The sequence below is a fragment of the Nonomuraea sp. NPDC050202 genome, from assembly GCF_040656115.1.
Classification (GTDB): domain Bacteria; phylum Actinomycetota; class Actinomycetes; order Streptosporangiales; family Streptosporangiaceae; genus Nonomuraea.
Genome location: NZ_JBFALF010000002.1, coordinates 708,517 through 723,164, shown reverse-complemented (window position 1 = coordinate 723,164; position 14,648 = coordinate 708,517). Strand labels below are relative to the sequence as shown.

Below are 14,648 nucleotides of genomic sequence, written 5' to 3'. Positions count from 1 at the left end.
CGCTCCCTAGATGTCAGCCAACGTTGCAATGTTGACGCATGAGCGCCCCGGCCGGTGCCACCCGTTCGCGATCATCGTTCGCACTCTTCCAGCCAGGCGAGCACGGCGTCGCCGTCCTGGCCGAGCATGGGCGGCGCGGTGTGCTCGACCCCGGTCAGCCCGTCGAAGCGCAGCGGCGGCCCCGGCAGCTCGATCGGGCCGAGCACCGGGTGCTCCACCTGGACGACCAGGCCCTGCGAGCGGGTCTGCTCCCACGCGTAGACCTCCTCGAGCGTCCTGATCGCGCCGGCGGGCACGCCCGCCCCGGCCAGCTCCGCCAGCCAGTGGGCGCGGTCGTGGGCGGACAGCGCCTTCTCCATGTCGGCTATCAGCTCGTCGCGGTGCGCGAACCGGTCGCGGTTGGTGGCGTAGCGCGCCTGGCCGGGGTCGATGCCGAGGAGCGCGGCCACCTTGCGCCACTGGCCGTCGTTGGCGGCGGCGATCTGCAGCATGCCGTCGGAGCAGCGGAAGGCGCCGTAGGGGGCGATGGAGGCGTGGTGGTTGCCGCCCGCCGCGGGCACCTGGCCGCCCACCGTCCAGGCGGTGCCGTGGTAGGCGTGCACGCCGGTGATGGCGGCGAGCAGCGAGGTGCGCACGACCCGGCCCCTGCCGGTGCGCTCGCGCTCGTAGAGCGCGCTCACCACCCCGTACGCGCCGTACATGCCGGCTAGCAGGTCGCCGATGGAGGCGCCGACGCGGTACGGCTCGTCGGGCGAGGGGCCGGTCAGCGACATCAGCCCGGCCTCTCCCTGGGCGATCTGGTCGTAACCGGGGCGGCCGCCCTCGGGGCCGTCGTGGCCGAAGCCGGTGATCGACAGGACGACCAGGCGCGGGTTGAGCTCGTGCAGGCGCTCGACGGAGAAGCCGAGGCGGTCGAGCACGCCGGTGCGGAAGTTCTCGACCAGGACGTCGCTGTGGCGCACCAGGCGCTCGATGAGCTGCTTGCCCTCGCCGGACTTCAGGTCGACGGCGATGGACTGCTTGTTGCGGTTGGCCGCCAGGAAATAGGTCGAGATGTCGTGATCAGGCCCGACGAACGGCGGGCCCCAGCCGCGCGACTCGTCCCCCCCGTCCGGATGCTCGACCTTGATCACCCGAGCGCCCAGGTCACCGAGCATCTGCGCGGCGTGCGGCCCGGCCAGGGCCCTGGACAGATCGAGTACGACGATGTCACCGAGGGGTCCGAGCAAGATCCAACCTCCTCCTTGCGTCCGGGGTGAAAGAACATTCTCTCAGGCGTCCGCCCCCCGTCACCTACCCTGGGTCCGGTGAAAGACCTGGCCTCTCGCATCTCGAACCTGCGCCCCTCGTGCGGCCCGGTCCGCCTGGTGGCCGTGGACGGGCCCGCGGGGTCGGGCAAGACGACGTTCGCGGGGCGGCTGGCGGCGGAGCTGGGGTGCCAGGTGATCCACAGCGACGACTTCCCCGTGCCGTGGGAGGAGGGGCCAGGCGGCTGGTTCCACGCGCTGGAGTCGCAGGTGCTGCGACCGCTCCAGCGCGGGCTCCCCGGAGGTTTCCGCAGGTACGACTGGGTGCGCGGCGGCTATGCCGAGCCGGTGGCGGTGCCTGTCGCGCCCGTCCTGGTCGTCGAGGGCGTCGGGACGGCGCGGGCCTCGGTGGCGGACCTGCTGGCGTACACCGTCTGGGTGGAGGCCGCCGAGCCGGTGCGCCTGCGGCGGGTGCTGGAGCGGGACGGCGCCGCGCTCGAACCGCGGTGGCGGGAGTGGTTCGAGGCGGAGCGCACGTGGTTCGCCGGGGACCGCACCCGGGAGCGGGCCGACCTCGTGGTCACGACGTGAGGTGCGCGACGTCGTTGAAGCTGACGAGCTCGCCCCCGGTGCGCCAGAGCGACACCGAGGCGTTCAGCACCGGCGCGAACTCCAGCACGGCCGCCAGCTCCGCGTCCGGCCGCTTGCCGAGGACGTGGCGCAGCGCCAGCACCACCGAGTCGTGCGCGACGATCAGCACCCGCCGCCCGGCTGCCCGCCCGTCCAGGTCCCGCAGGAAGTCGCGCAGCCGCACCACGACGTCGGCCAGCGACTCGCCGCCGGGCGGGCGGAAGGCGTAGGCGCCCTCGGCCTCGCGCCGGACCAGCTCCTCGGGGTGCCGCTCCCGGATCGCGGCCAGGTTGAGTCGCGCGAACGCGCCCCCCTCCTGGTCCCTGAGCCGCTCGTCCACGGTGACGGGGAGCGGCTCGACGCCCCACGCCTCCTGGGCGATCTTCCAGGTGTCGAGCGCGCGCAGGTACGGCGAGCACCACACCAGCTCGGGCGCCTCGCGGGCGGGCCGGGCCGCCAGCAGCCGGCCCAGCGCCGCCGCCTGCGCCCTGCCCAGCTCCGTCACCGTCACCTCGTCGTCGCCGCGCCCGTAGACCAGCGGCGTCTCCCCCGCCTGCCGGTGGGCGAGGTTGGCCTCGCTCTCGCCGTGCCGCACCGCCATGATGCACTCAGGACCCATGTCCCCATCCTCACACGGCGGTGATCGTACGGTGGTGGCATGACTGGCGTCGCAGTACTCGGAACGGGGCTCATGGGGCTGCCCATGGGCCGGAACCTGGGCCAGGGCCGGCATGCGGGTGACGGCGTGGAACCGTACCAGGGACAGGGCCCTGCCGCTGGAGGCCGACGGCGCGGTGGTCGCGCACTCCCCCGCCGAGGCGGTCGCGGGCGCGGACGTGATCGTCACGATGCTGAGCGACGGTGACGCCGTGCACGAGGCCGTCACCGCCGCCGCTCCCGGGCTGCGGGCCGGGCAGGTGTGGGCGCAGATGAGCACGGTCGGCCTCGCCGCCGTGGAGCGGCTGTCGGCGCTGGCGGCCGAGCACGGGCTGACGTTCGTGGACGCGCCCGTCCAGGGCACCCGGCAGCCGGCCGAGCAGGGCAGGCTGGTCATCCTCGCCTCCGGCCCCGCTTCGGCCCAGGGCGCGCTGGAGCCGGTGTTCGGGGCGCTCGGGCAGTGGACGCTGTGGCTCGGGGACGCCGGAGCGGGCACGAGGCTCAAGATGGCCACGGTCAGCTTCGGCATCTCGCTGACGGCTGTCGTGGCCGAGGCGCTCTCGCTCGCCCAGGGGCTCGGGCTCGATCCCGATCTGGTCCGCCAGGTGATCAGCGGTGGGCCGATGGACAGCGCCTACTTCCAGGCCAAGTCCGCCGCCATCCTGTCGGGCGACTTCACGCCCAGCTTCACCGTGCGCAACGCCGAGAAGGACACGCGGCTGATCGGGGAGGCGGGTGAGGCCGCCGGGGTGCGGCTGGACGTGGTGGCCGCGGCCGGGGAACGCTTCCGGCGGGCGGAGGCGCAGGGGCACGGCGATGAGGACATGGCGGCCACGTATTTCGCGAGCTTCGGCAAGGGGCAGGCTGCCGTGCCGCCTGCCCGGGGGGAGGACGGGAGCGGGCCCGGGGCCCGCGACGGTGAGGCGTGATCAACGCCTCACCATTCGTCCACCTCCGCGTAGGCCCTGCCACCCGAGAGCTTCGCGTACCCGGGCCCCCGGTCGAAGAACCGGTCCGCCGGAGGCCGCAGGCGGGCGCGGAGCTCGGCCGTGCCCTGCTCGTCGATGCGGTCCCCGTCCAGGACCACGCCGTAGTCGCCCAGCGCTCCCGCGATCGACACCTTCCCGTCGCGCACGTCGGCCGCCACCGCCCGGGGGTCCCGGTCGTAGGGGGAGCCCCAGCCGCCCCCGCCGGTGGTGCGGATCCTGATCAGGTCCCCCGCCTGCACCGGGTGGTCGTCCACCAGGCCTTCCATCTCCTTGCCCGCGATCTCCACCCGGAACGGCCGCCCCGCCAGGCCGCCGTTGACGCCCCAGCAGGACAGGATGGACCGGTCGGCGATCGACATGTACGAGGCGTCGCGCAGCATGCGGATGTGCTTGTCGTAGCCGAGCCCGCCCCTGAACATGCCGGGGCCGCCCGAGTCGCAGGCCAGGGCCAGCCGCTCCACGCGGAACGGCCAGCGCGCCTCGGCGAACTCCACCGGGATGTTGCGCGAGTCGGGCACCACGTGGATGGTGTCCTCGCCGTCGGCGTACCAGCGCCCGCCGGAGCCGCCGCCCAGCACCTCGCGCATGAGGTACGGCTGCCCGTCGGCGTCCGTGCCGTACACGCCCGTGTAGCGGATGGTCTCCTGGTCGGCGGGCATGCGCCCGCCGGTGGCCTTGGCCAGGACGCCGGCCAGGACGCCGAGCAGCCGCAGGATGACGAACGTTCGGGCGTTGGTCGGGGCGGGGAAGACGGGGGTGAGGAGGGTGCCCTTCTCGGGGAAGATCATTTTGATGAGGGGCACCACTCCCTCGTTCACGTCCAGCTCGGCCATGCGGTCCGGCGTGTCGGCCAGGTTGCGCAGCACCGGGGCCAGCCACTTCTTCAGGAACACGCCGTCGGCGTAGTCGCCGGCGTGGTTGATGGGGCCCTTGGCCTGGGGTGAGGTGCCGGTGAAGTCGATGGTCAACGGCGCGTCGGCCGCGTGGTCCACGCTCAGCGTGATGCGCTGGGCGTGCAGGCGGGGCTCGTCCACGCCGTCGTGCTCGGCGTAGTCCTCCCACACGTACGTCCCCTCGGGGATCTTCGCCAGCAGTTCCCTGCGGAACGTCTCGGTCGTCTTGGCGATGATGGCGTCGAAGCACTCCTGGACGGCCTGCTTGCCGTACCGCTCGAACAGCTCGCCCAGCCGGCGCGCGCCCATCAGGCAGGCCGAGCACTCGGCGTCGAGGTCCCCGGCCAGGGAGTCGGGCATGCGGGAGTTGCGGGTCATGATGCGCAGCGCGGCCTCGTTGGGCACGCCCTGGTCCCGCAGCTTGATCGGCGGGACCATCAGGCCCTCTTCGTAGACCGAGCGGGCGTGGGAGGGCATGGAGCCGGGGACCGAGCCACCGATGTCGTCGTGGTGCCCGAAGGCCTGGACGAAGGCGACCACCTCGCCGTCGTGGAAGACCGGGACGGTGACGCACAGGTCCGGCAGGTGGCCGATGCCGCCTTCCGACAGGTAGACGTCGTTGTGGAAGTAGACGTCGCCGGGCTTCATGGTCTCGACCGGGAAGTCGCGCACGACGGGCTGGACGAGCGCGCTGTAGGAGCGGCCGGTGAGCTTGCGCAGCCGTACGTCGTGGATGCCCGCGCGGAAGTCGTGCGCGTCGCGGATCATCGGCGAGCGGGCCGTGCGCGCGATGGCGGTCTCGACCTCCTTCTCGACGGAGGCGAGCGTGCCTTCGACGATCTCCACCAGGATGGGATCAGTCACGACTTATCTCCACATTTCCGTATTCGTCGATCTTCGCGGTGAAGCCGGGGTGGATGGGGATCGTCGAGCCGTACTCCTCGATCACCGCCGGCCCCCGCACGGTGGCGCCGGGGCCCAGGGCGGCGCGCTGGTGGATCGGGGTGTCGCGGGTCTCGTCGAAGTGCACGGGGCGGACCGACGTGGCGCCCTCGCCGGCCTTGTCCAGGCGGCGGACGGCCGGGCGGGTGATGGGGCCGATGCCGGAGACGCGCAGGTTCACCCACTCCACGCCGTGGCGGGGGTCGTCGCGGTAGGCGTAGCCGTACAGCTTCTCGTGGGCGTCGTGGAAGCGGGAGATCACCTCGGCGTGCCAGTCGTCGTCGATCTCCCCCGCGGGCGCGGGCACGCGGACCTCGTAGGCCTGGCCGTAGTACCGCAGGTCGGCGCTGCGCTGGTAGATCGGGTCGTCGAAGCCCTCGCGGTCGAGCGCCTCGCCGGCCTGATGCTCCAGGTCGTGGAAGATCTCGACGGCCTTGCCGAGGGACAGCTCGCGGGTGACGTACGTGCGCACGTAGTCGTTCTTGACGTCCACCGTGAGCAGCCCGAACGCCGAGACGTTGCCCGGATCGCGCGGGACGATCACGGACGGCAGGCCGAGGATGTCGATCAGCCGGCAGGCCAGCAGCGGCCCCGACCCGCCGAACGTCACCAGCGGGAAGTCCCGCACGTCCAGCCCGCGCTTGACGGTGAGCTGCCTGATCGCGTTGCTCTGGTTGAACGCGCTGATCTCCAGGATGCCGGTCGCCGTGCGCTCGGGGGTGAGGCCGAGCTTGTCGGCCAGGGCCTGGATGCCGGTGCCGGCGGCGTCCACGTCCAGCGGGATCTCCCCGCCGAGCAGGTGCGGCGGGATCCGGCCGAGGAACACGTGCGCGTCCGTCACCGTCACCTCGGTCCCGCCCTTGCCGTAGCAGAGGGGGCCGGGGTCGGCGCCGGCGGAGCGGGGGCCCACCTTGAGCGTGCCCTCGGGCGAGATCCACGCCACCGAGCCGCCGCCCGCGCCGACCGTGATGATGTCGATCATCGGGATCTTGCACGGGTAGCGGCCGACGGAGCCCTCGGTGGTGATGGAGGGCTCGCCGTCGATCACCACGGCCACGTCGGTCGAGGTGCCGCCGCCGTCCAGCGTGATCACCGACTCGTGGCCCGCCGTGGAGGCGATCAGCGCGGCGCCCAGCGCGCCCGCCGCCGGGCCCGACAGGACGGTGCTGATGGGCTGGTTGACGACCTCGCGGGCGGACAGCACGCCGCCGTTGGACTTCATCACGGAGAACGGCATGCCGAGCCGGGTCGACAGGGTCGCGATGTAGGTGCGCATGGCCGGCTTGACGGCGGCGTCGACGAGGGTGGTGACCGAGCGCTCGTACTCGCGGTACTCGCGCAGCACGTCGCTGGACAGCGAGATCACCGCCTCCGGGTGCTCGCGCCAGAGCACCTCGCGCATGCGCCGCTCGTGCTCGGGGTTGGCGTAGGAGTGCAGGAAGCAGACCCCGATCGCGGTGATGCCCTTGGCGCGGAACCAGCGGGCCACCTCGGCGGCCTGCTCGTCGGAGAACGGCCGCACCTCGTTGCCGAGGTGGTCGAGCCGCCCGCCGACGGTCTTGACGAGGTGGACGGGCACGATCCTGGGCGGTTTGACCCAGAAGTAGGAGTTGCCGTAGCCGTCAGGCACGCTCTGCCTGGCGATCTCCAGGATGAACTCGAACCCCTCGGTCGTGATGAACCCGAGGTTCTCGATGCGGTCCTCCAGGAGCCGGTTCGTGGCCACCGTCGTCCCGTGCACGATCGAGCCGACGTCGAGCCGGCCCAGCTTCTCGATCCCCGCGAGGAACCCGTCGGCCGGGTTCGCGGGGGTCGAGGGGGTCTTGGTGGTGAGGATCTCACCCGTCTGCTCGTCCACCGCCACCACGTCGGTGAACGTTCCTCCGGTGTCCACTCCGATACGCACGCTACGCATGGCTCCTCAGCTCCGGCGACGGCCGAGCACTTCGTCGATGACTCGTGGCGCGTTCGTGGGGCCCACATACGCCGCCAGGCGCACCACCATCTCCTGCGACCTGGCGAGCTCGGCCTCGACCCTGGCCTTGCCCGACTGGCCGGCCTGGACTCCGAAGTAAGCCCCGATAATGGTACCGATCACCCCCGCCACCCCGGCGAACAGCGCGGCCAGCTCCCCCGTGGCGAACACGGCGGCGCCGAAAGCGACGAGGAGCGCGACGATGCCCGTCACCACGACGAGGAAGCCGTAACGCCAGCGGGTGGCGTCCGCCTGGGCCGCCGTGAGGTCGTCCTGCCTCATCAGCGCGTCCAGCGGCGACGTCTCGGACGGTGGTTTTTCGGTGACCACAGATTCCTCCTGAACAACTACAGGGGAGAAATGTCCCACGAGGTCATGGAACAAGCCAAGCCACTAAGCTGGCGGCCCGTGACCGAACTGTCTGCCTTGTCTGCCGTGCCGTCTGGCGCCCGGGATGCCGTACTGAAGTTCTACTTCGGCCCCATGGACTGCGGGAAGTCCACCCTGGCGTTGCAGATGAACTACAACCACGGACGGCAGGGCAGACGCGGCCTGGTGCTGACCAAGCACGACCGCTCGGGAGGGCCGAAGGTCACCAGCCGGATCGGGCTCGGGCTGGAGGCGATCGAGGTGGAGGACTCCCTCGACCTCGTACAGCTGGTGACCGCGCACGACCGCATCGACTACCTGATCTGCGACGAGGCCTGCTTCTACACCGTCGAGCAGATCGAGCAGCTCGCCGACCTGGTGGACTCCCACGGCGTGGACGTCTACGCGTTCGGCCTCGCCTCCGACTTCAGGTCGGTGATGTTCCCGGCGGCGCAGCGGCTGTTCGAGCTGGCCGACGAGGTGTGCCGGCTGCAGGTCGAGGTGCTGTGCTGGTGCGGGCGTCCCGGCCAGCTCAACGCCCGGATCGTGGGCGGGACGATGGCGCGTACGGGGGAGCAGGTCGTGATCGGCGACACCGACCACGCGCCCGTGCGCTATCAGGTGCTCTGCCGCCGCCACCACCGCGCCGGCCAGCTCGGCGAAGGCGGGAACGCGGGGGCGGGCACGCACGCCGGCGCGAGTGCGCGTGCGGCTGCGGGTGCCCCGGACGAGGGCTCAGCCGCTTGAGCGCGGGGGGATCAGGCGTTCCAAGGCGTCCCTGAGCAGCCTGGCGTCGCCGTCGGGCAGCGGCGCCAGGAACTCCGCCTCGGCCGCCGCCACCACCCCCACGGCCTCGGCCAGCACCTCGCGGCCGCGCTCTGTCGGCTCCACGATGTTCTTGCGCCGGTCGGCCGGGTGCGGCCGGCGCCCGACGAGCCCCTTGCGCTCCAGCCCGTCGACCATGGCGACCATGGTCGTCCGGTCGATCCCCATCCGCTGGGCCGCCTCGAGCTGCGACAGCGGCTCGGACCCGCCCAGCACCGACAGCACGCCGAACTCGCGCCCGTCGATGCCGCACGGCTCCAGCGCCGGGCCCATCAGCTCCGACAGGCGCAGGTTGGCGTGCTTGAGCAGGTAAGCAAGGCTGCGACTCGACACCTTGTGATTCTCCCACCACGCCCGGCTCAGACGGCGCAGTACCCGTCGTCGCACCCGTCGCCCGGCGCCGCGAGCTGGGTGATCGGCGTCTGCCCGGTCCGCTCGGCCACCTCGTCGATGGCGGCGGCGAAGGCGTCCTCCGGCTGCGCGCCCGACACGGCGTACTTGCCCTCGAACAGGAACAGCGGCACCCCGGAGATGCCCAGCGAGCGCGCCCTGGCGAGCTGCTCGCGCACCTCCTCCGCGCCCTCTCCGGAGTCGCGCACGCCCACCTCGCCGGCCAGCCTGTCCAGCACGCCGGGGTCGGCCACGTTCAGCCCTTCGGTGAAGTACGCGCGGAAGAGCCGCTCGGCCATCTCCTTGCCGAGCCCCTGCCGGGTGGCGACCTCGATCAGGCGGTGCGCCTCGAACGTGGCGGCGTTGACCGCCTTGTCGTAGTGCAGCTCCAGCCCCTCGGCGGTGGCGGCGCCGACCACCCGCTCGACCATCTGGCCGGCGTTCGGGCCGAACTTGCGCTCCAGCGCCGGGATCAGCGGCTCACCGTCGGACGGGGCGTCCGGGTTGAGCTGGAACGGCCGCATCGTGACCTCGATGGTGCCGCCCTTGGCCCGGAACCGCTCGGCGGCCCTGGCGAACCGGACATGCCCGATGTAACACCAGGGGCACACGACATCCGAAAAAATCTCGACCTTCATATCGCTGGACAACCCGATCGGGTACGCGGTGATTCCGGGCCCTAGCCGGCCGCCAGCTCCTCCAGCCGGTACGGCAGGTACGCCGAGTCGTCCACCAGCGCCGACGCGCCGCGCCACCAGCCGAACCACTCGCCGCTGCGCCACATCCAGTCGACCCGCTCGATGGCGGCCACCACGTCGCCCACCGTCTCCCACCGCTCGCCGAGCTGCTCGCCGGAGGCGCCGTGACGCGTCGCCCACGCCATGAGGATGCCGACGGCCTCGGCGGGCACCTCGCGCGCGTACGGGTCGGGGGTCTCGCCGGGCAGCCGGTGCGGCCCGAGCCCGGCCGCGACGCCCCAGCTCCACTGCGCCTCGGCGGGCCGCGAGTAACGCAGCGACTGGAAGTCGAGGTTGGAGCCGAGCTCCTCGTCGGGCCGCCGGGCGACGACCGCGTCGAGCCGCCCTCCGGCGTCGAAGTGCACGACGAGGCGCTGCCCCGGCTTGACGCCCGGCGGCAGCTCGAAGCGGTCCTCGGCCTGCCAGGAGTTGAGGTCGACCTGCGCGACGGGCGCGCCCCACATCTGGTCGGCGGCGTCGTCGGAGATCCAGGCCGCTAGCATCTCCAGCGCGGTCAGGTCGGTCCACGGCTCGATGGCGACCGCCGTGCGCACCACCTCGTCGGGCGCGGGCAGCTTGCCGCCCCTGGGCTTGGACCACCAGCCCTCGCCCAGCTCGCGGGTGCCGACCAGCAGCGCGGCGATGGCGGCCAGCTCGGCCGAGCGCCTGGTGAGCTGGGCACCGAGGGCCAGCTCCAGCGTGCGGTCCGTACGCTCGTCACCGAGCACGGGACGCACGTCGCCGATCAGCATCTCCGCTGTCGGGCGTTCCTCGCCCAGGAGGTTGCGTACGACTCGCCTGGCCTCGGTCCGTGCGTCTTCAGCATGTGCCTGCCGCATACCGCCACGCTACGCCGGGAGATCCTTTTCCGCGAGAGCCCCCGAGGCCATCAACCCCTCCGGCGCGACCCGCGTCCCAGCAGCCAGCCCAGGGTGACCCCGCCGAGCGCGACGCCGGCCCCCATGCCGAACGCCGCCAGCATCACCCACGGGCGTGTCTCGGTGTGCCGCTTCGCGGGCCGCTCGAAGACGGCGCCCGGCGCCGGGCGGCTGTCGGGAAACAGGTGCGTCCCGGCGTACGTCTCGGCCGAGGCGGGCACGGGCTCGGCGGGCAGGCCGAGCCCCGCGGGCAGGCCCGGCTCGGCGGTCGGGACCGAGGTCCGCAGGTGCTCCTCCACGGCCGAGAAGAACTCGCCCGCCGTCCGCTTGGCCACGGAGCCGAGCATGCGCTGCCCCACCCCGCCGATCATCCCGCCGACCACCGCCTCGGCGTCGTAGTCCACCCGCGTCCCGCCGTCGAGCTCGCTCAGCCGTACCAGGACGGTGGCGTCCACGGTCCCCGGCGCACCCTGCCCGCGGGCCTTGAGCGTGAAGCTCTCGGGCTCCAGCGGGTCGGACAGCGCCACCTCGCCCTGGTAGACGCCCGTGATCGAGCCCACGCCCGCGTTGATCGTCATCCGGTACGTGTCCGGCCCCGTCTCCTCCAGCCGCTCGCACCCGGGAAGGGTGCGCACCAGCACCGCCGGGTCCCTGAGCGCCGCCCACACCCGCTGCCTGTCCACGCCGATCTCGGCACTGCCCGCCAGTTTCATGCGGCCACTCTAGGCAGCGCCGGGCGCGTGGATAAGGGCAACACCTCACAGAGGCTGGCAAGATGGTGCCTCATGTTCAGGGGACACCGGATGATCGGCGTGGCGTGCGTCCTGGCGCTGGCCGCCTGCGCCCCGGCCGGGACCGCTTCCAGCCCTTCGCCCGGCACCCCCGTTCCCACCGCGGCGACGCCCGGGAAGAAGACCCCTGAACCGGCGGGGCCGCCGGGCGCCAAGCCCCGCAAGGGCGAGGTGCGCCCGATCCCCCGCACCGGCGGCCTCCCGCCGGTGATCAGCTCGATCCCGACCGGGCGCAAGGTCGTCTTCCTGACCATCGACGACGGCTGGGAGCAGGACCCGGGCTTCGTCAGGCAGGTACGCGACCAGCGCATCCCGATCACCGCCTTCGCCATGCGCGACGCCGTCGAGGCCAGGGGCACCCCGGACGAGTCGGGCGGCCCGGCCCGGTACGTAGGTGCCGGTAAATGGGGATATTTCCGGCAGCTTCGCGACGCCGGCGTACCCGTCGAGAACCACACCCTCACCCACCCGAACCTCCGCCTGCTCGGCTACCCCGCCCAGCGCCGCGAGCTCTGCGGCTCCTCGAAGCTGATCGAGAAGGAGATCGGGACGCGGCCCACCCTGTTCAGGCCGCCGTTCGGCAACTACAACACCGACACGCTCCGGGCCGCCAAGAGCTGCGGCATGTCGGCCGTGCTGCTCTGGACCGCCACCGTCCAGCCGGGCGGCAAGATCGCCTACCAGGTGCCCGACAAGAAGCTGCGCCCCGGCGACATCCTGCTCCTGCACTTCCGCCCGAACCTGGCCAGGGACTTCCGCGTCCTGGTGAACAAGATCAAGCGCCGCGGCTACGAGCTGGGCGACCTCCAGGCGTACCTGGCGGCGGCGCAGCCCCGCTGAGGTCCGCGCCGAGGTCCGCGCCGAGGTCCGCCGGGCGGCGTACGCGGCGATCAGCCGGGCGGGTGACGCGCCCCGGCGCCCCCGCGCGCCATCCTCGACAGGGCAACCAGCACAGGCGATGTGACCAAGCTCGCATCGCATTGCTCTACGGCTTGTAGTACTACTACGGGTAGATGTACTACAGCGTGTAGAGCTCAGGGAGACGACGGGGAAGATGGACGCACTTGACCTGGCGCGGTGGCAGTTCGGGGTGACCACCGTGTACCACTTTCTGTTCGTACCCCTGACCATCGGTCTCGGGATCTTCGTGGCCGGCCTGCAGACGGCCTGGCACCGCACCGGCAACGAGCAGTACCTGAAGCTCACGAAGTTCTTCGGCAAGCTGTTCCTGATCAACTTCGCCATGGGCGTGGTGACCGGCATCGTGCAGGAGTTCCAGTTCGGGATGAACTGGAGCGAGTACTCCACGTTCGTCGGTGACGTCTTCGGGGCGCCGCTGGCCATGGAGGCGCTGCTGGCCTTCTTCATGGAGTCCACGTTCCTGGGATTGTGGATCTTCGGCTGGGACCGGCTGCCGAAGCGGGTGCACCTGGCGACCATCTGGGCGGCGGCCATCGGGTCCAACCTGTCGGCCTACTTCATCCTCGCGGCCAACGCCTGGATGAAGCACCCCGTCGGCTACGAGGTGGTGGACGGCAAGGCCAGGATGACCGACCTGTGGGCGGTGCTGACCAACTCCACCGCGCTGGCCCAGGTCCCGCACGTGATCGCGGGCTCGTTCGTGGTGGCGGGCGGCTTCGTGCTGGCGGTGTGCGGTTACTGGCTGCTGCGCACGCGGGCGGAGATGTGGCGCAGCGCCGCCCGCGCCGCGCTGGTGATGACGGCCATCGCGGGGGCGGTCGTCGCGGGCACCGGCGACCACTCGGCCAAGCTGATGCACGAGCAGCAGCCCATGAAGCTGGCCGCCGCCGAGGGCCTGGAGCGCGACACGGAGGGCGCCGCGTTCAGCATCGTCCCCGGCATCGAGATCCCGAAGCTGCTGAGCTTCCTGTCCACCTACGACTTCGAGGCCCCCGTCCAGGGCACCGAGGACCTGCAGCAGCGCTTCGAGCAGCAGTTCGGCCCCGGCGACTACCGCCCGGACGGCACCGTCGTCTTCTGGTCGTTCCGCGTGATGATCGTGTTCGGCCTGGCGACGGTGGGCCTGTCGGTGCTCGGCCTGTGGCTGACCCGCCGCAGGCGGCCGTTCCCCGCGTGGTTGTCGCGGGCGATGCTGCTGGCGCTGCCGCTCCCGCTGATCGCGGTGATCGCCGGCTGGCTGCTCAGCGAGATCGGCCGCCAGCCCTGGACGGTCGCGGGCGAGCTCCTCACCGCCTCCAGCGTGTCACCGAGCGTCTCGCTGGCCGAGGTGGCCACGTCCCTGACGATCTTCACGCTCCTGTACGGCGCGCTCGCGGTGGCCGAGACCGTGCTGCTGGCCAGGCACGTCCGCAAGGGCGCCGAGGAGCAGGCGCCGGTCCAGGCGGCCGAGGCGCCGCGCGAGCCGTCCCTGATGTACTGAGGAGCCTCCCCCAATGATCGAGTTGTGGTTCGCCATCATCGCCTTCCTCTGGACCGGCTACTTCGTCCTCGAAGGCTTCGACTTCGGCGTCGGCATGCTGGCGCCCCTGGTGAGCAGGAACGCCGCCGAGCAGCGCGCCGGCCTGCAGACCATCGGCCCGGTGTGGGACGGCAACGAGGTGTGGCTGATCACCGCGGTCGGCGCCATGTTCGCCGCCTTCCCCGCCTGGTACGCGGGCGTGTTCAGCTCCTTCTACCTGCCCGTGACGCTGATCCTGGTGGGGCTCATCGTGCGCGGCGTGGGCCTGGAGTGGCGCGGCAAGGTGGACAACCCGCTCTGGTGCGACCTGGGCATCGTGGTGGGCAGCGCGCTGCCGGCGTTCCTGTGGGGCTCGGTCTTCGCCGACCTGCTGTTCAACAGCGCGCTCGCGGCCGTCGTGGGCGGCGTGTTCACGCTGGCGGTGTGCGTCCTGCACGGCGCCGTGTTCCTCACCCTGAGGACCACCGGCCCGGTACGCCGCCGCGCCCGCGTCGCCGCCATGATCGCCGGCGGGGTGACGATCCCGGTGGCCGTGGCCGCCCTGTCGAGCCTCGGCACGATCCCGGCCCTCGCCTCCATGGCGGCCCTGGCCGCGGCCACCGCCCTCATCTGGCGCCGCCGGGAGGGCTGGGCGTTCGCGGCCACGGCGGGCTCGATCGTGCTGGCCACGCTGGCGGTCTTCATGGAGCTGCGGGTCCGGCCGCTGCCGGGGCTGACGCTGGCGGAGGCGGCCTCGGCGCCGTACACGCTGGGCATGCTGACCTGGATCGGGCTGATCGCGCTGCCGTTCGTGCTGGTGTACCAGGGATGGACGTACTGGGTGTTCAGGAAGCGCGTGCTGGTCGCCGGCCACTGACCCGCTGACAGGACAGGACGTGGTTCCTC

The 14,648-nt window shown here is 72.0% G+C and carries 15 protein-coding genes; 6 read left to right on the top strand and 9 right to left on the bottom strand.

The window, feature by feature from the left end; all coding sequences use genetic code 11:
* Window positions 1-71: 71 nt before the first annotated feature.
* Window positions 72-1,229 carry a CoA transferase gene (locus tag AB0I79_RS08625; protein WP_357868878.1) on the bottom strand — a complete coding sequence of 386 codons (1,158 nt, stop codon included), beginning with the start codon at window positions 1,227-1,229 and terminating at the stop codon, window positions 72-74.
* A 78-nt stretch (window positions 1,230-1,307) separates the two neighbouring features.
* Here AB0I79_RS08625 and AB0I79_RS08620 point away from each other — a divergent pair, with 78 nt between their 5' ends.
* Window positions 1,308-1,838, top strand: coding sequence for a hypothetical protein (locus AB0I79_RS08620; protein ID WP_357868875.1), 531 nt, complete (start codon window positions 1,308-1,310; stop codon window positions 1,836-1,838).
* Here AB0I79_RS08620 and AB0I79_RS08615 read toward each other — a convergent pair.
* On the bottom strand, window positions 1,828-2,496 hold the full coding sequence (locus AB0I79_RS08615) for a histidine phosphatase family protein (RefSeq protein ID WP_357868872.1): 669 nt from the start codon (window positions 2,494-2,496) through the stop codon (window positions 1,828-1,830). The genes AB0I79_RS08620 and AB0I79_RS08615 overlap by 11 nt on opposite strands.
* A gap of 112 nt (window positions 2,497-2,608) precedes the next feature.
* On the opposite strand from AB0I79_RS08615, the gene AB0I79_RS08610 reads away from it, so the two are divergent.
* A complete protein-coding gene (locus AB0I79_RS08610) occupies window positions 2,609-3,463 on the top strand; it encodes an NAD(P)-dependent oxidoreductase (RefSeq protein ID WP_357868869.1) in 855 nt (284 codons plus the stop codon).
* Between the two features lie 8 nt (window positions 3,464-3,471).
* On the opposite strand, the gene AB0I79_RS08605 is transcribed toward AB0I79_RS08610, so the two are convergent.
* From AB0I79_RS08605 to AB0I79_RS08595, 3 genes are read right to left on the bottom strand one after another with little or no spacing between them, the layout of a single operon-like run.
* Window positions 3,472-5,280, bottom strand: a complete 1,809-nt coding sequence (locus AB0I79_RS08605) for a hydantoinase B/oxoprolinase family protein (RefSeq protein ID WP_357868867.1) — start codon at window positions 5,278-5,280, stop codon at window positions 3,472-3,474.
* Window positions 5,273-7,273, bottom strand: coding sequence for a hydantoinase/oxoprolinase family protein (locus tag AB0I79_RS08600; RefSeq protein ID WP_357868864.1), 2,001 nt, complete (start codon window positions 7,271-7,273; stop codon window positions 5,273-5,275). The genes AB0I79_RS08605 and AB0I79_RS08600 overlap by 8 nt, the downstream gene beginning before the upstream one ends.
* A gap of 6 nt (window positions 7,274-7,279) precedes the next feature.
* Entirely contained in the window at window positions 7,280-7,663 is a 384-nt protein-coding gene (locus tag AB0I79_RS08595; protein ID WP_357868861.1) for a hypothetical protein, read from the bottom strand.
* Window positions 7,664-7,741: 78 nt separating this feature from the next.
* On the opposite strand from AB0I79_RS08595, the gene AB0I79_RS08590 reads away from it, so the two are divergent.
* Window positions 7,742-8,449, top strand: coding sequence for a thymidine kinase (locus AB0I79_RS08590; protein ID WP_357868858.1), 708 nt, complete (start codon window positions 7,742-7,744; stop codon window positions 8,447-8,449).
* On the opposite strand, the gene AB0I79_RS08585 is transcribed toward AB0I79_RS08590, so the two are convergent.
* From AB0I79_RS08585 to AB0I79_RS08570, 4 genes are read right to left on the bottom strand one after another with little or no spacing between them, the layout of a single operon-like run.
* On the bottom strand, window positions 8,438-8,860 hold the full coding sequence (locus AB0I79_RS08585) for a MarR family transcriptional regulator (RefSeq protein ID WP_357868855.1): 423 nt from the start codon (window positions 8,858-8,860) through the stop codon (window positions 8,438-8,440). The genes AB0I79_RS08590 and AB0I79_RS08585 overlap by 12 nt on opposite strands.
* Before the next feature lie 26 nt (window positions 8,861-8,886).
* On the bottom strand, window positions 8,887-9,555 hold the full coding sequence (locus tag AB0I79_RS08580; protein ID WP_357869677.1) for a DsbA family oxidoreductase: 669 nt from the start codon (window positions 9,553-9,555) through the stop codon (window positions 8,887-8,889).
* A 41-nt stretch (window positions 9,556-9,596) separates the two neighbouring features.
* A complete protein-coding gene (locus AB0I79_RS08575; protein WP_357868852.1) occupies window positions 9,597-10,493 on the bottom strand; it encodes a hypothetical protein in 897 nt (298 codons plus the stop codon).
* Between the two features lie 50 nt (window positions 10,494-10,543).
* A complete protein-coding gene (locus AB0I79_RS08570; protein ID WP_357868849.1) occupies window positions 10,544-11,245 on the bottom strand; it encodes a carbon monoxide dehydrogenase subunit G in 702 nt (233 codons plus the stop codon).
* Window positions 11,246-11,317: 72 nt separating this feature from the next.
* Between AB0I79_RS08570 and AB0I79_RS08565 the strand changes: the two genes are divergently transcribed.
* The 3 genes from AB0I79_RS08565 (at window position 11,318) to cydB (ending at window position 14,619) form a co-directional block, all read left to right on the top strand.
* Window positions 11,318-12,163, top strand: coding sequence for a polysaccharide deacetylase family protein (locus AB0I79_RS08565; RefSeq protein WP_357868846.1), 846 nt, complete (start codon window positions 11,318-11,320; stop codon window positions 12,161-12,163).
* Between the two features lie 214 nt (window positions 12,164-12,377).
* Window positions 12,378-13,724 (top strand): cytochrome ubiquinol oxidase subunit I, encoded by a 1,347-nt coding sequence (locus AB0I79_RS08560; protein WP_357868843.1) that lies wholly within the window; start codon window positions 12,378-12,380, stop codon window positions 13,722-13,724.
* Between the two features lie 13 nt (window positions 13,725-13,737).
* On the top strand, window positions 13,738-14,619 hold the full coding sequence (gene cydB / locus AB0I79_RS08555) for a cytochrome d ubiquinol oxidase subunit II (protein ID WP_357868840.1): 882 nt from the start codon (window positions 13,738-13,740) through the stop codon (window positions 14,617-14,619).
* Window positions 14,620-14,648 lie beyond the last annotated feature (29 nt).

Bases quoted from the DNA above. Each gene is read 5' to 3' on its own strand.
- AB0I79_RS08615 (WP_357868872.1), bottom strand. From the start codon at position 2,496: ATGGGTCCTGAGTGCATCATGGCGGTGCGGCACGGCGAGAGCGAGGCC.
- AB0I79_RS08610 (WP_357868869.1), top strand. From the start codon at position 2,609: ATGCGGGTGACGGCGTGGAACCGTACCAGGGACAGGGCCCTGCCGCTG.
- AB0I79_RS08600 (WP_357868864.1), bottom strand. From the start codon at position 7,273: ATGCGTAGCGTGCGTATCGGAGTGGACACCGGAGGAACGTTCACCGAC.
- AB0I79_RS08580 (WP_357869677.1), bottom strand. From the start codon at position 9,555: ATGAAGGTCGAGATTTTTTCGGATGTCGTGTGCCCCTGGTGTTACATC.
- AB0I79_RS08575 (WP_357868852.1), bottom strand. From the start codon at position 10,493: ATGCGGCAGGCACATGCTGAAGACGCACGGACCGAGGCCAGGCGAGTC.
- AB0I79_RS08570 (WP_357868849.1), bottom strand. From the start codon at position 11,245: ATGAAACTGGCGGGCAGTGCCGAGATCGGCGTGGACAGGCAGCGGGTG.
- AB0I79_RS08565 (WP_357868846.1), top strand. From the start codon at position 11,318: ATGTTCAGGGGACACCGGATGATCGGCGTGGCGTGCGTCCTGGCGCTG.
- AB0I79_RS08560 (WP_357868843.1), top strand. From the start codon at position 12,378: ATGGACGCACTTGACCTGGCGCGGTGGCAGTTCGGGGTGACCACCGTG.
- cydB (WP_357868840.1), top strand. From the start codon at position 13,738: ATGATCGAGTTGTGGTTCGCCATCATCGCCTTCCTCTGGACCGGCTAC.